Genomic DNA, 14,078 nt, shown 5'->3' on the forward strand with positions numbered 1-14,078 from the left:
GGCGGCTCGGACTCAGCGGCCCCAGCGGCGGAAGGTGCGCGGGCCGCGGCTCAGCCAGTCGGCGGCGTCGGCGTAACCGGCGCAGTAGTCCCAGGGGACGTAGAAGTCGGGGTCGGGGTCCGCACCGGGCTCGTGCACGGGCACGGGGCCGTCGTTCAGCATCGTCGACAGGTTCGACACCAGGATCGGCCAGTCGTAGTAGTGCAACTCCTGGCAGTCGTCACAGGTCATGGTCACACCCAGGATGCCGCGGGGTTCCAGCAGCTCACGGAAACGACGGACATTCGCCAGATCCTCACGCAGCGCCCCACGCTCCTCGTCGGAGAGGGGTTCGTCCAGCTCCTCGTCGAACAGGGCGGCCGGGTCCTCCGGGTCGCCGGCGAACGGGTCCGGGGGCATCAGGGAATCGTCGAAGTCCACGCACATGATCGTACCTGTTGCCGGCGGTGAGGGGAACCATGCCAGGGGACCGGTCGCACACCGGGTGCGGATGGCGGACCATGGGGGCAGACAGGCTATCCTGTCTGGTACAACCCGACGACAGTGACGTGGAATGAAGGATGCAGGAGGCCTGACCGGCATGACCGATGCCCAGCTTGTGACCACTGGTGGCGACGACCCGAGGAAGGTGGAGCTGGTCGGTCTGACCTTCGACGACGTCCTGCTTCTCCCCGCGGCGTCCGACATCATCCCCTCCGACGTGGCGACGACCACGCAGCTGACCCGCAACATCACCCTCAACGTCCCGGTGATTTCCGCGGCGATGGACACCGTCACCGAGGCCCGCATGGCCATCGGCATGGCCCGCCAGGGCGGTATGGGTGTGCTGCACCGCAACCTGTCCATCGAGGACCAGGCCGAGCAGGTCGAGATCGTGAAGCGCAGCGAGGCCGGCATGGTCACCGACCCGGTGACCTGCTCGCCGGAGATGACCATCGGCGAGGTCGACGACATGTGCGCCCGCTACCGGATCTCCGGGCTGCCCGTGGTGGACGCCACCGGACACCTGGTCGGCATCTGCACCAACCGTGACATGCGTTTCGAGGAGGACTTCTCCGCCAAGGTCGCCGACGTCATGACCCCCATGCCGCTCGTCGTCGCGGAGAAGGGTGTCTCGGCGGACGCCGCCCTGCGCCTGCTGCGCGAGAACAAGGTGGAGAAGCTGCCCATCGTCGACGGCGAGGGTGTGCTCACCGGGCTGATCACGGTGAAGGACTTCGCCAAGCGCGAGAAGTTCCCCAACGCCGCGAAGGACGCGTCGGGCCGTCTCCTCGCCGGCGCGTCGATCGGCACCGGTGAGGACTCCTGGCGTCGGGCCGGCGCCCTGGTCGACGCCGGGGTGGACGCCCTGGTCGTCGACACCGCCCACGCCCACAACACCGGCGTGCTGGAGATGGTCTCGCGGGTGAAGAAGGAGTTCGGCGACCGCGTCGACGTCATCGGCGGCAACCTCGCCACCCGCAGCGCGGCCGAGGCCATGATCGAGGCGGGGGCGGACGCCCTCAAGGTCGGCATCGGCCCGGGCTCGATCTGCACCACCCGCGTCGTCGCCGGCGTGGGCGCCCCGCAGATCACCGCCATCCTCGAGGCGGCCGTGCCCGCCCGCAAGGCCGGCGTGCCGATCATCGCCGACGGCGGCATGCAGTACTCCGGCGACATCGCCAAGGCGCTGGCCGCCGGTGCGTCCTCCGTGATGCTGGGCTCCCTGCTCGCGGGCACCAGCGAGGCCCCCGGTGAGATCACCGTGATCAACGGAAAGCAGTACAAGATGTACCGCGGCATGGGCTCCCTCGGGGCGATGAAGGGCCGTGGCCTGCACGGCGAGCAGCGCTCCTACTCCAAGGATCGCTACTTCCAGGCGGACGTCACCAGCGAGGAGAAGCTGGTGCCGGAGGGCATCGAGGGGCGCATCCCCTTCCGCGGCAACGTGGACTCCATCATCTACCAGATGGTCGGTGGCCTGCGCGCCGCGATGGGCTACACCGGCTCGCGCAACGTCGCCGAGCTCAACGACGCCCACTTCGTCCGGATCACCGGCGCGGGCCTGCGCGAGTCGCACCCGCACGACATCCAGATGACCGTCGAAGCCCCGAACTACTACCAGCGTTAGGAAACGGTCTCAGCCATGCAGGAACAGGTGAACATCGGGATGGGCCGCACGGCCCGCCGGGTCGTGGGATTCGACCAGATCAACATCGTGCCCTCGCGCCGCACGCGCTCCTCGCACGACGTGGACACCACGTGGCGCATCGACGCCTACCGTTTCGACATCCCGTTCATGGCGCACCCCTCGGACGCCGTGGTGACCCCGGAGTTCGCCGTGGAGTTCGGCCGCCTCGGCGGTCTGCCCGTCATCAACGCCGAGGGCCTGTGGGGACGCCATCGCGACCTCGACGGTGCCCTGGAGAAGGTCCGTGCCGCCGCCGGCGACTCCGACCCGCTGGGCCTGCCGGCCTCGGACAACGCCGCCCAGCGCGTGCTGCAGGAACTGCACGCCGCGCCGCTGGACCGCGGGCTGCTGGCCGAGCGACTGGCCGAGGTGCGCGAGTCCGGTGTGACCTTCGGTGTGCGCGTCTCCCCGCAGAACGCCCGCGACTTCGCCCCGGACCTGATCAAGGCCGGTATCGACCTGCTGGTCATCCAGGGCACCCTGGTCTCCGCCGAGCACGTGTACTCCAACGGTGAGCCGCTGAACCTCAAGGAGTTCATCGGTTCGATCGACGTGCCCGTCATCGCCGGTGGCGTGGTGGACTACACCACCGCCATGCACCTGATGCGTACCGGTGCCGCCGGCGTGATCGTGGGCTCCGGCACCACCACGAACAGCCAGGCCCTGGGCATCGACGTGCCCATGGCCTCCGCCGTGGCGGACGCCGCGGCCGCCCGTCTGGACTACCTGGACGAGACCGGTGGACGCTACGTGCACGTCATCGCCGACTCCCACATGGAGTACTCCGGCGACATCGCCAAGGCCATCGCCTGCGGTGCGGACGCCGTCTCCCTGGGTGCGCCCCTGGCGATGGCGGACAACTCCGGCGGACGCGGCCACTTCTGGCCGTCCGTCGCCGCGCACCCGAGCCTGCCGCGTGGCGAGGCCGAGGGCGTGTTCGGTGCCTTCGGCGCCCGCGAGACCCTGCCGCTGGAGAAGCTGCTGTTCGGTCCCACGGACAACCCCTACGGTGAGGAGAACCTGGTCGGCGGGCTGCGCCGTTCCATGGCCAAGTGCGGCTACACCGACCTGAAGAGCTTCCAGAAGGTGCCGCTGGCCGTGCGCTGACGCACGCCCTCCCTCAAAACCCCGCGCGGTTGGTGGTCCGGATTTCTCGGACCGACGACCGCGCGGGGTTTTTGGTGTTCTAGAGCAGCACGGTGAGCAGGATCAGCGTGGCCGGCAGCACCAGGAACATGCCGATGACCCAGCCGGCCACGTAGAGCTTGTTGCGCGCACCGAGGCGCGCCAGCGTGGTAGCCCCGGCCAGCGGGATCCACCGCAGGAAGGGCAGTCCGTAGATCACCAGCAGGGCGAAGACGTTGTAGAGCACGTGCACGAGCGCGGCCTGCAGGGCGAGTTCGGCCTCGGGGCCGCTGAAGGCGAAGGCGGCGATGAGGGCGGTCAGCGTGGTGCCCACGTTGGCACCGAGGGTGAACGGGTAGACCTGCCGCAGGGAGAAGGTGCCGGACCCGGCGAGGGGGACGATCAGGGAGGTCGTGGTCGAGGAGGACTGGACCATCACGGTGATCAGTGTGCCGGAGGCGATGCCGGAGACCGGACCGCGTCCGATGGCGGTGTGCAGCACCTTCTCGGCGCGTCCGACCATGACGACCTTGAGCAGCGTCCCGATCACGCTGATCACCCCGAGGATCAGCGCGATGCCGACCAGGATGAGCAGAATGCCGTCCCACGGGCCGGGCAGGACGCCGGACGCCGCGACGATCGCGTCGCCCAGGGGCTCGGTCACGCCGGTCACGGCGTCGCCGAGACCGCCGAAGACGGTGGCCAGGATGCCACCGTCACTGCCGGCCATCTGGTGGGAGAGCCAGCCGGAGGACTTCTCGAGGATGCCGAAGGCGAGTTCGAGGGGGAGGAAGATCACCACGGCGAGCAGGTTGTAGCAGTCGTGGATGGACGCGGCGGCGAAGGCGCGGCGGAAGGACTCGCGGTCGCGGACCATGCCCAGGCTGACCAGGGTGCTGGTGATCGTGGTCCCCACGTTCGCCCCGATGAGCATGGGGATGGCGGTGGCCATGGGCAGTCCACCGGCGCAGAGTCCGACGATGATGGCGGTGACCGTGGTGGACGACTGGATCAGCGCGGTGGCCAGCAGCCCGATCATCAGGGCGACCAGCGGGTTGGACGCGAAGGCGAAGAGCTCCTCCGCCTGGCCGCCGGTCGCTGCCTTGAACCCGTCGCCGACCACGGAGACCGCGGTGATCAGCAGGTAGATGCCCAGCGCCACCCCGATCCAGTTGGCCCAGGCCAGGGGTTTCCCGTGGAGTCCGAGGCGGGTGAAGGGACTGCGCACCGGTGCGGGTGCGGGGTTCACACCTGCAACTGTGGTGTCGTTCGTGGTGTCGTCCGTGGTGTCGCGGACGACGGACGGGTGGTCGGTGACCTCTGCCGGCACGTGGGGCTCCGTTTCCTGGTCGACTACGTGTCGTGGGGTACTGCCGTCGAGTGTATGGGGTTCACCCTGGTTGGCGAATTCGGGAGGTGAACGGCGAATGAACTCTCCCGGCACGGCCTGCAGGGTGACCGGCGGTATCGGCTGGTGGGACGTTCGGTAGAGTTGGCGTCGTGACACATCAGCAGCAGTCCGGCGCATCTGCCGACAGTCCCCGTCCCGTCCTCGTCGTCGACTTCGGCGCGCAGTACGCGCAACTCATCGCACGCCGCGTGCGTGAGGCGCGGCTGTACTCCGAGGTCGTCCCGCACTCCATGTCCGCCGAGGAGGTCGCCGCGAAGAACCCGGCGGCGCTGATCCTCTCCGGCGGCCCGTCCTCCGTCTACGCCGACGGCGCCCCCGCCCTGCAGAAGGGACTGCTGGAGCTGGGTGTTCCGGTCCTCGGCATCTGCTACGGCTTCCAGGCGATGACCCACGCCCTCGGCGGCACGGTCGCGCACACCGGTGACCGTGAGTACGGCCGTACCGAGATCTCGGTCGACGGCGGTTCCTTGCACAACGGTTTCGAGTCCAGCCACCAGGCGTGGATGAGCCACGGCGACGCGGTGAGCGAGGCCCCGGCGGGCTTCACCGTCACCGCGCACTCCGACGGCGCACCGGTCGCCGCGTTCGAGTGCCTGGACAAGCGCATGGCGGGCGTCCAGTACCACCCGGAGGTCCAGCACTCCCCGCACGGCCAGGAGGTGCTGACCCGCTTCCTGTACGACGTCGCCGGTCTGGAACCCACCTGGACGGCGGGCAACATCGCCGAGCAGCTCGTCGCCGCCGTGCGCGAGCAGGTCGGCCCCGAAGGTCGTGCGATCTGCGGGCTGTCCGGCGGCGTGGACTCCGCCGTGGCCGCCGCGATCGTGCAGGAGGCCATCGGCGACCGGTTGACCTGTGTCTTCGTCGACCACGGGCTGCTGCGTGCCGGCGAGCGTGAGCAGGTCGAGCACGACTTCGTCGCGGCGACCGGCGCGAAGCTGGTCACCCTCGACGAGCGGGCGGCGTTCCTGGACAAGCTGTCCGGGCTCACCGACCCGGAGGCCAAGCGCAAGGCGATCGGCGCGGAGTTCATCCGTTCCTTCGAGCGTGCGGTCACCGGTGTGCTCGAGGACGCCCCGGAGGGCTCCTCGGTGGACTTCCTGGTCCAGGGCACCCTGTACCCGGACGTCGTGGAGTCCGGCGGTGGTTCGGGCACGGCGAACATCAAGAGCCACCACAACGTCGGCGGTCTGCCGGACGACGTGGAGTTCACCCTCGTCGAGCCGCTGCGTCTGCTGTTCAAGGACGAGGTCCGTGCGGTGGGCCGCGAGCTCGGCCTGCCGGAGGTCATCGTGGGACGCCAGCCGTTCCCCGGGCCGGGCCTGGGTATCCGCATCATCGGTGAGGTCACCGAGGACCGTCTGGAGACCCTGCGTGCCGCGGACGCCATCGCGCGTGCCGAGCTGACCGCCGCCGGGTTGGACAACACGATCTGGCAGTGCCCGGTCGTGCTGCTCGCCGACGTGCGTTCGGTGGGTGTGCAGGGCGACGGCCGTACCTACGGCCACCCGGTCGTCCTGCGCCCGGTGACCAGTGAGGACGCCATGACGGCGGACTGGACCCGGGTGCCCTACGAGACCCTGGAGCGGATCTCGACGCGGATCACCAACGAGGTCGCCGAGGTCAACCGTGTGGTGCTGGACGTGACCAGCAAGCCGCCGGGAACCATCGAGTGGGAGTGAGTCCACTCCCCGCGGCCTGACCCCCTCCCCGTTCTACGGGGAGGGGGTCAGTTGTTTCCTCTGGCAGCGTCGGTAGCGTTAGCGAGGTCCTCGAGCTCACGGGTGCCGTCGATGCGGGGGACGACCTGCCAGGTGTACACCCCGGCGATGGCCCAGGCGATCACGGCGATGGCCCAGTTGTTGAACTGGAAGCCGGGCACCAGCATCAGGGCCAGCCAGATGGGGAAGAGGGGGACGACCTGCTTGATGCGGGTGGTGTAGCGGTCGCCGCGGGCCTCGACGGCGGCGCGCACGTCGTGGCGGTAGGGGTGGCTGAACAGGCAGAGTAGGCCGGCGGCGAGGAAGACCAGCATCAGGACGACCCGGACCCCGGTGGGCAGCGGCGTGGCCAGTGCGCCCACCCCGGCGCCGATGAGGGCTGCGACGCCCGCGCGTAGTGCGCGTGGGGTGACGGGTGTGGGGTCGACGTGGTCGGTGCCGGAGGGTGTCTCGCTGCGTGCCATGGCTGTCCATGCTAGCCGGACGAGGGGGTTTGACCGTCACCCGCCGGCCGAATAGGCTGGCACGGGATAGAACGGATGTTCTAATTGCCGAACGCGCCCGGGCGATCATGTCCTGGCCAGCGCCTAGTCTGGGTTCCGGTGTCGTGAACAGGGTCGTGGATGAGGAGGTGAGGGCGGTGGAGGAACGGGACCGGGGGAGCATCGTCGCCGACCTGCGCAGCCGGATCGCGACCATCAGCGGCGGCGACACGAAGGTAGTCGTCGAACCTGCCGAACCTGCCGAACCTGCCGCTCCTGCCGGCTCGCCCCACGTCACCGTCCCGGACTGGTTGGCCGGTTCGCTGGGCGCCGGAGGCCTGCCGCAGGGTGCGGTCACCGCGGCGGACGACTGCCCCGCCGCCCTGGTGGACGTGCTGGCCACGCTGACCGCGTCCGGTGGGTGTGCGGCGGTCGTCGGCTACCCGCGGCTGGCGGTGGCGGCGGTGGAGGCCGCCGGCGGGGACCTGGAGCGCCTGGTGCTGGTGCCGGACCCCGTACCGCACGCCTCGGCGGTGCTCGGGACCCTGGTCGAGGGTCTGGACCTGGTGGTCTACGCGGCCCCGGCGGCGGTGTCGCCGTCGGCGGCACGTCCGGTGGAGGCCCGGCTGCGCCGCAGCAGTTGTGCGCTGCTGGTGTGCTCGGGTGTGCGTTCCTGGCCGGGTGCGCGTCTGCACCTGTCGTGGCGTACGGAGGGCGTCACCGGGCTGGGCGTGGGCTCCGGCCGGGTGCGCGGTGTGTCGGTGGCTGGTCAGGCGTGGGGTCAGGGGCAGCCGCCGCGGACGTTCAGCGGCACAGTCGGCACGGTGGGCACAGCTGCCACGGCAGCTCCCGCCCTGCAGGACGCCCCGCGGGAGCGTGCGTTGTGAGCGCGCGTCGGGTCGTCGTCCTGTGGTTCCCGGACTGGCCGGTGTACACCGCGGCGCTGCGGCGTGGCTGGGACCTGCTCGCCCCGGCGGCGGTGGTGGACAACCACCGCATCCACGCGGCGAACGCGGCGGCGCGTCGGGCGGGGGTGCAGCAGGGCATGAAGGAGCGTCATGCGCTGGGCACGTGCCCGTCGTTGCAGGTCGGTGAGGTGGAGGACGCCGCGGAGGCGGAGGCGCACGAGGAGGTGCTCGTGGCGCTGGAGTCCGTGGCCGCCAGTGTGGAGACCCTGCGTCCCGGGTTGCTGGCGTTCTCGGCGTCCTCGCTGGTGAAGTACTACGGGGACGAGTCGACGGCGGTGGAGCTGCTGGTGGACGCGGCGGCGCGTGCGGGCGCGGACTGCCTGGCCGGCGTCGCCGACGACGTGGTCACTGCGGTGTGGGCGGCGAGGGAGGGGCGCAGCGTGGCGTCCGGCGGGTCGGCGTCCTACCTGGCGGGCCTGCCGTTGCGGGTGCTGGTGGCGGAGGCGTCGTTGGGCACGCCGCAGGCGATGGTCGCGGTGCTGTCCCAGCTGGGTGTGCGCACGCTCGCGGACTTCACGGCGTTGCCCGTGTCGGACGTGGCCGGACGGTTCGGCGACGAGGGGGTGCGCTGGCACCGTATCGCCTCGGGCGAGCCGGAGCGTCCGGTGTCCCCGGAGCGCACCGTGGTCCCGCTGGAGGTGCGGGTCGAGCCGGACGAGCCGGTGTCGGACACGGGTACGGCGGCTTTCCTCGCCCGGCAGGCGGCGGTGCGTCTGCACGCCCGTCTGGCGGAGTCGGGGCAGGTGTGTCTGCGTCTGGCGGTGCGAGCGCACCTGGATCCGCCCGCCGGTTACGACGGCCCGGTGACGGTGGAGCGCGTGTGGCGTTGCCGGGAGCCCCTGGCGGAGGACGACACGGCCCAGCGGGTGCGCTGGCAGCTCGACGGGTGGCTCACCCGTGTGCGTGCGCAGATGCCGGACTCCCCGGACGGGGTCGGCGGCATCGCCGCGATCGACCTGGTGCCGGTGGAGTGCCTGCCCGCCGGCGACGTCGCCGAGGCGTTGTGGGGTGGCCCGGACGTGGGCATCCGCGCGGCCCGCGCCGCCGCCGCGCGCGCCCAGGCGCTGATCGGCACCCGCGGGGTGCTGCGTCCGGTGCACCGTGGAGGACGCGCCGTCGGCGGGCGGGTGCTGACGGTCCCGTACGGGGAGCAGGACCCCGAGGAGGTCACCGCGACGACGACCGGACGGTGGGACGGGGAACTCCCCGCCCCGCTCCCGGCGCTGGTCGGGGCGCCGGCGGACCGGATGAACGCCCCGGGGCCGGGGCATCCGGCGTCCGCCGTGCACCTGCTCGACGGCGAGGGTTCCCAGGTGTGGGTCACCGGACGCGGGCTGATGAGCTCGGTGCCGGTGTCGATGCGGTGGGGCGGCAGGGTCCACCGGCTGACCGGGTGGGCCGGGCCGTGGCCGGTGGACGAGATGTGGTGGTCGCAGGGGGCGTCGGCCCGCCGCTACGCCAGGCTCCAGGTCGCCACCGACGAGCCCTCGGCGTTCCTCCTGGTCTGCCGTGGGAGGTCGTGGCGGATCGAGGCGACGTACTAGGATCAGGGGTATGCCCACCACACGGAACCCCCGGTCGGGACTGTGTTCCGACATCACCCGGGAACCCCTTCCCGGAACCGCGAAGACGGGGCGGCTGATCGTCGCCGTCGAGTACCCGCAGGGGTGGGGCAAGGACATCCTCGACGGCGAGGCGCTGGGCAAGGAGCTCGCCGGCGAGGTGAAGCGCTGGCTCAAACGCCACCACGCGCAACTGCAGTTCATCCGCCGTCCCGGCCGCAGCGGACAGACGGGGCAGCCGGGTGGGGCGGACACGAGCGTGGTCTTCGTCGCCGACGCCGGGGCGACCCCGCCCACCCTCGAACGTCTCGAGGTCACCGGTGGGGTGCGTGGACTGCTGGACGTGGACCTGTCCACCCCGGGTTCGGTGCCCGGCGCCACCCGGGTCGACCATCCGCTCCTGCTGGTCTGCACCCACGGTAAGCGGGACACCTGCTGTGCGGTGAAGGGTCGTCCCATGGCCGCGGCGCTGGCGGACGGGCACGGCGGCGAGACCGTCTGGGAGTCCTCGCACACCAAGGGCCACCGCTTCGCCCCGTCGATGATCCTGCTGCCGCACAACTACTCCTTCGGCGGGCTGGACGTCCCCGGCGCCTCGGCGATGCTGGACACCGCCGCCCGCGGCGAGGTGCCCGTCGCCGGCAACCGCGGGCGCGGCACCTTCGACACCCACGGCCAGGTCGCCGAACTGGCGGTCGCCGAACTCCTCGCCGCGCGGGGGACGCCCGCCCGGCTGGGTGAGCTGAGCGTGGAGAAGTACACCGTTCCCGTTACGCCTGTCGCCCAAAACGCCGAGCAGGACGCCTACGCCGCCGCGCACGCGGCCGTCGACCCGGACCTGCGGCGTCGGGCGGGGGAGCTGATCACCGAGCGGATCGAGATGAAGGCCGCCGGACGTCGCGAGGAGCTCAGGGCACTGCACCGGCAGGGCTACTTCCAGCCCGTCCGCGACTACGAGTACGCGGTGCGGGAGGCTGCCGCGGCCCACGGGCTCGGCGGCAAGAAGCACAAGGGACACAAGGGCGACAAGGGAAGTGCTCCTGCCGTGCGGGTCACCGGGGACGCCGGCTCCTGGATCGTCACCCTGGAGTCTCGGACGTGCCACCCGGTCGTCTCGTCCTGCGGGGACCGTCCCAAGGAGGGCAGGTCCTGGGTCGCCGCCGACGTGGCGGCCGTGAACTAGTCGGACTTGAGGATGTCCACCACGATGCGGGTGGGCGAGTCCAGGATGTTGAGGGTGAAGTCCGGGTCGTCCTCGTCGATGCCGACGACGATGCGCTGCATCCCCTCGAAGACGCCCTTCGCCTCGACGGACTCGATCAGCTCGGTGCCGATCTTCTTGACCGGCGTGTCGTCGCCGCCCGGCGACATCTCCAGGCCGCGGACGTCGATGACCAGGGCGGTCTCGCCGTCGTAGTCGATCGGGGCGCCGGAGCCGTCGGCGGTGGGGGCGTCGTCCGTGGTGACGAACCAGCCGGGGGACCCCTCACCGTCCAGCTCGATGACGACGCGTTCGAACGTGCCGTGGCTGGCGGCACGGACCTCACTGACCGTCATCCGCGTGCCCTCCTCGGGGAGGACGTCCAGGGGCTGGGCCCCGGACAGGGGGCCGGACTCGCTCGAGGAGCGGGGGACCGGGGAGGCCAGTTCGGCGCCGGGGGCGGAGAACTGCGGGGAGCTGGTGCTGGCGCTCACGGGGTTGAACTCGTTGTCGTCGTCCGCACCACCGCTGCTGCAGGCGGTGAGGGAGACGCAGAGACACCCGCACACCAGGGCGGCGACGCCGGAGGCGACGGTGGGTCCGGTGCGGCGGGTGTCTTCGGTTCTACTCACGACCAGAGAGATTACCGGGCGTGCGGGGGAAAGGCACGGCTAATGGCAAAATACTTCCGAATATGACCGGAATGTGACCTTGCCGTGACCGCGCCGTAACCCCGAGGGTGACGCGCGGCACAGTGCGGTACAGGTCAGCGTGGGTTAACGGCGCATGACCCGCCGGGCGAGCCAGTTGCCGAACAGCTGCGCGGCCTGGACGATCACGATGATCGTGACCAGCGCGACATAAGTCACGTTGTTGTCGAAGGCACGGTAGCCGTACTGGATAGCGAAGTCTCCCAGTCCACCGGCGCCGATGTAGCCGGCCATCGCGGACATGTCGACGATCGCGATGAACATGAACGTCCCACCCAGGATCAGCGGGCCGAGAGCCTCGGGGATGATCACGGTGAAGATGATCCGGAACGGGCCGGCACCCATGGCGCGTGCAGCCTCGATCACGCCGGGGTCGATCGACACCAGGTTCTGCTCCACGATGCGTGCGGCGCCGAAGGATGCCGCGATGATGATCGCGAAAGTCGCGGCGTTGATGCCCAGGATCGATCCGGTGATGATCTTCGTCAACGGCCCCAGGGCCGTCAGCAGGATGATGAACGGGATCGGCCGGACGATGTTGACCAGGATGTTCAGGACCCAGAACACCGGCCGGTTGGCCAGGACGCCACCACTGCGGGTGGTGAAGAGCAGGACGCCCAGGACCAGCCCGGCGAGCCCACCGATGGCCAGGCCCCAGATCGCCATGTACAGCGTCTCGACGATGGCGTCCTGGTAGATGGGGGACAGGAACTCCCAGTCGGTGTCCTTCGCGAGGAGGAGGGTGTCTGTGGTGCTCAACGGATCTCCTCGATCTCGGTCGTGGCGGACAGGTCGCGGTAGAAGGTCTCCACGGCCTGTTCGCCGGCGGCGTCCTTCGGGGTCATCTGCACGGTGAGCCGTCCGAAGGAGTGGTTCTGCAGGGTGGTCACGCCACCGTGGACGATGTTCACACTGACGCCGGCCCGTTCGACCTCGGAGATGGCGTGGAAGAAGCCCGCGCCCTCCTTCATGGTCACGGTGAACAGCCGGCCAGACTCGTGCTGCAGCGCCTCGGCCTCGACCATGTCGGGGGTGTTGCGCAGGGAGGTGGCCACGAAGTTCGCCGCCACGTCCGTCTTCGGGTGGGAGAAAACCTCGTAGACGCTGCCGTGCTCGACCACATGTCCGTTTTCCATGACGACCACCCGGTCGCCGATGGTGCGCACGACCTCCATCTCGTGGGTGATCACCACGATGGTGATGCCGAGGTCCTCGTTGACCTTGCGCAGCAGTTCCAGTACTTCGCGAGTGGTGGTGGGGTCCAGGGCGGACGTCGCCTCGTCTGCGAGCAGCAGCGACGGGTTCGTCGCCAGCGCGCGGGCGATGCCCACGCGTTGCTTCTGCCCGCCGGAGAGCTGCTCGGGGTAGGAACGGCCCTTGTCGGACAGTCCGACGAAGTCGAGGAGCTCGGTGACCCGTGCCTCCCGCTCGGCCTTGGGCATGCCCTGCAGCTTCAACGGGTAGGCGATGTTGCCGGCCACGGTGCGCGAGCTCAGCAGGTTGAACTGCTGGAAGATCATGCCGATGTCGCGGCGGATCTTGCGCAGTTCACTCTCCTTGAGCGGGACGATGTCCCGGCCGTCGAGCAGTACCTGGCCGCTCGTCGGTTTGTCGAGTCCGTTGATCTGGCGCACGAGCGTGGACTTGCCGGCACCGGAGTAGCCGATGATGCCCACGATCGAGCCGGACGGCACGGTGATCGACACGTCCTCCAGGGCGGTGATCCGGTTCTTGCCCTGGGTGAAGACCTTGCCGACGTTGCGGAACTCGACGGCGGTGCCGTTACTCATCCGAGGTGCCCTGATCACGGAACTTCTGCTGGGTGTCGGCGAGGATCTCCTGGAGCTCTTCCGGGGTCTTCTCGACCTCGATGGCGGTGCCGTCGGTGTCGTTCTGCACGGCCTCCTGGACCTCGTCGGAGTGCCAGATTTCGACGAGCTTCTGGAAGTCCTCGTTGTCCTTGTTCTCCTGGGTGGTTACCCAGACGTTGATGTACTGCTGTGCCTCGGGTGCCTCGGGGTCGTCGGTGATCACCGCGTCGTTCGCGTTCACCCCGGCTGAGTCGAGGTAGTTGTTGTTGATGAAGGAGGCCTGTCCGTCGTTGTAGGCGACGGCGGTCTGGCCGGGATCAACCGCCGTGACCTTGACCTTGGACTTCTCTTCGTCGATGTCCGCGGGGCGCGGTGCCAGGACGTCGTCGTCCTTGAGGGTGACCAGTCCGTTCTGGGCGAGGACGAGGATCGCCCGGCCGCCGTTGGTGCTGTCGTTCGGAATGATCACCTCGCCTGCCTCCTCAAGTTCCTCGACGGTGTTGAGGTTCTTCGAGTAGACGCCCATCGGGAAGATCTGCGAGGAACCGAAGGGCACCAGGTCGTCGTCGGCGGAGACGTTGTACTCGGCCAGGTACTGGATGTGCTGGAACTGGTTCACGTCCAGGTCGCCGTTGGACAGGGCCGGGTTCTGCTGTGCGTACTCGGTGATCGACTTCACCTCGACGTTCACGCCCTCCTCCTCAGCCTTCTGCTGGAAGGCCTTCCACTGGCTCTCGTTGGCCTCGGTGGAGCCGATGGTGATGGTGTCGGCGTCACTGTCGTCGCTCATGCAGGCGGTCAGGCCTACGGCGGAGACGACGGCGACGGTGCCGAGGGCGGCGACTTTCTTCAGACGCGTGATCAAGGGGTCCTCCTGGGGACGTCAAAAGGGGGATGCGGGGTTTCGCGCAATGCTA

13 protein-coding genes are annotated in these 14,078 nt (G+C 69.7%); 6 read left to right on the forward strand and 7 right to left on the reverse strand.

The genetic code is table 11. The features are described from left to right. Window positions 1-12: 12 nt before the first annotated feature. Complete coding sequence (locus ACT3S3_RS00455) at window positions 13-426, reverse strand: DUF5319 domain-containing protein (RefSeq protein WP_301442925.1); 414 nt, start codon at window positions 424-426, stop codon at window positions 13-15. Between the two features lie 154 nt (window positions 427-580). Here ACT3S3_RS00455 and guaB point away from each other — a divergent pair, with 154 nt between their 5' ends. Both guaB and ACT3S3_RS00465 read left to right on the forward strand, forming a co-directional pair. Continuing rightward, window positions 581-2,110, forward strand: a complete 1,530-nt coding sequence (guaB, locus tag ACT3S3_RS00460) for an IMP dehydrogenase (protein WP_301442927.1) — start codon at window positions 581-583, stop codon at window positions 2,108-2,110. A gap of 15 nt (window positions 2,111-2,125) precedes the next feature. Beyond that, window positions 2,126-3,277, forward strand: coding sequence for a GuaB3 family IMP dehydrogenase-related protein (locus ACT3S3_RS00465; RefSeq protein ID WP_301442924.1), 1,152 nt, complete (start codon window positions 2,126-2,128; stop codon window positions 3,275-3,277). Window positions 3,278-3,356: 79 nt separating this feature from the next. On the opposite strand, the gene ACT3S3_RS00470 is transcribed toward ACT3S3_RS00465, so the two are convergent. After that, window positions 3,357-4,625 (reverse strand): Na/Pi symporter, encoded by a 1,269-nt coding sequence (locus ACT3S3_RS00470; protein ID WP_301442923.1) that lies wholly within the window; start codon window positions 4,623-4,625, stop codon window positions 3,357-3,359. Between the two features lie 170 nt (window positions 4,626-4,795). Here ACT3S3_RS00470 and guaA point away from each other — a divergent pair, with 170 nt between their 5' ends. Beyond that, complete coding sequence (guaA, locus tag ACT3S3_RS00475) at window positions 4,796-6,388, forward strand: glutamine-hydrolyzing GMP synthase (protein WP_441579098.1); 1,593 nt, start codon at window positions 4,796-4,798, stop codon at window positions 6,386-6,388. Window positions 6,389-6,435: 47 nt separating this feature from the next. On the opposite strand, the gene ACT3S3_RS00480 is transcribed toward guaA, so the two are convergent. Next, on the reverse strand, window positions 6,436-6,891 hold the full coding sequence (locus ACT3S3_RS00480; RefSeq protein WP_301442921.1) for a hypothetical protein: 456 nt from the start codon (window positions 6,889-6,891) through the stop codon (window positions 6,436-6,438). A 143-nt stretch (window positions 6,892-7,034) separates the two neighbouring features. On the opposite strand from ACT3S3_RS00480, the gene ACT3S3_RS00485 reads away from it, so the two are divergent. The 3 genes from ACT3S3_RS00485 to ACT3S3_RS00495 are packed head-to-tail and all read left to right on the forward strand — an operon-like array spanning window position 7,035 to window position 10,622. Further along, window positions 7,035-7,796: a hypothetical protein gene (locus tag ACT3S3_RS00485; protein WP_444625998.1), complete on the forward strand. Its 762-nt coding sequence runs from the start codon at window positions 7,035-7,037 to the stop codon at window positions 7,794-7,796. Next, on the forward strand, window positions 7,793-9,421 hold the full coding sequence (locus ACT3S3_RS00490) for a Y-family DNA polymerase (RefSeq protein WP_301442919.1): 1,629 nt from the start codon (window positions 7,793-7,795) through the stop codon (window positions 9,419-9,421). Before ACT3S3_RS00485 ends, ACT3S3_RS00490 begins: the two co-directional genes overlap by 4 nt. Window positions 9,422-9,431: 10 nt before the next feature. After that, window positions 9,432-10,622 carry a sucrase ferredoxin gene (locus tag ACT3S3_RS00495; protein WP_301442918.1) on the forward strand — a complete coding sequence of 397 codons (1,191 nt, stop codon included), beginning with the start codon at window positions 9,432-9,434 and terminating at the stop codon, window positions 10,620-10,622. On the opposite strand, the gene ACT3S3_RS00500 is transcribed toward ACT3S3_RS00495, so the two are convergent. The 4 genes from ACT3S3_RS00500 to ACT3S3_RS00515 form a co-directional block, all read right to left on the reverse strand. Then, window positions 10,619-11,272 carry an AMIN-like domain-containing (lipo)protein gene (locus ACT3S3_RS00500; protein WP_441579099.1) on the reverse strand — a complete coding sequence of 218 codons (654 nt, stop codon included), beginning with the start codon at window positions 11,270-11,272 and terminating at the stop codon, window positions 10,619-10,621. The two genes, ACT3S3_RS00495 and ACT3S3_RS00500, sit on opposite strands and share 4 nt — an antisense overlap. A gap of 144 nt (window positions 11,273-11,416) precedes the next feature. After that, window positions 11,417-12,109: a methionine ABC transporter permease gene (locus tag ACT3S3_RS00505; RefSeq protein WP_301443199.1), complete on the reverse strand. Its 693-nt coding sequence runs from the start codon at window positions 12,107-12,109 to the stop codon at window positions 11,417-11,419. Next, window positions 12,106-13,140 (reverse strand): methionine ABC transporter ATP-binding protein, encoded by a 1,035-nt coding sequence (locus tag ACT3S3_RS00510; protein ID WP_301443198.1) that lies wholly within the window; start codon window positions 13,138-13,140, stop codon window positions 12,106-12,108. Before ACT3S3_RS00510 ends, ACT3S3_RS00505 begins: the two co-directional genes overlap by 4 nt. Further along, complete coding sequence (locus tag ACT3S3_RS00515; RefSeq protein WP_444614744.1) at window positions 13,133-14,026, reverse strand: MetQ/NlpA family ABC transporter substrate-binding protein; 894 nt, start codon at window positions 14,024-14,026, stop codon at window positions 13,133-13,135. The genes ACT3S3_RS00510 and ACT3S3_RS00515 overlap by 8 nt, the downstream gene beginning before the upstream one ends. Between the last annotated feature and the right edge of the window lie 52 nt (window positions 14,027-14,078).

Source organism: Corynebacterium sp. AOP40-4SA-5 (assembly GCF_052377355.1).
Taxonomy (GTDB): Bacteria; Actinomycetota; Actinomycetes; order Mycobacteriales; family Mycobacteriaceae; genus Corynebacterium.

Bases quoted from the DNA above. Each gene is read 5' to 3' on its own strand.
- ACT3S3_RS00455 (WP_301442925.1), bottom strand. From the start codon at position 426: ATGTGCGTGGACTTCGACGATTCCCTGATGCCCCCGGACCCGTTCGCC.
- guaB (WP_301442927.1), top strand. From the start codon at position 581: ATGACCGATGCCCAGCTTGTGACCACTGGTGGCGACGACCCGAGGAAG.
- ACT3S3_RS00465 (WP_301442924.1), top strand. From the start codon at position 2,126: ATGCAGGAACAGGTGAACATCGGGATGGGCCGCACGGCCCGCCGGGTC.
- ACT3S3_RS00480 (WP_301442921.1), bottom strand. From the start codon at position 6,891: ATGGCACGCAGCGAGACACCCTCCGGCACCGACCACGTCGACCCCACA.
- ACT3S3_RS00495 (WP_301442918.1), top strand. From the start codon at position 9,432: ATGCCCACCACACGGAACCCCCGGTCGGGACTGTGTTCCGACATCACC.
- ACT3S3_RS00510 (WP_301443198.1), bottom strand. From the start codon at position 13,140: ATGAGTAACGGCACCGCCGTCGAGTTCCGCAACGTCGGCAAGGTCTTC.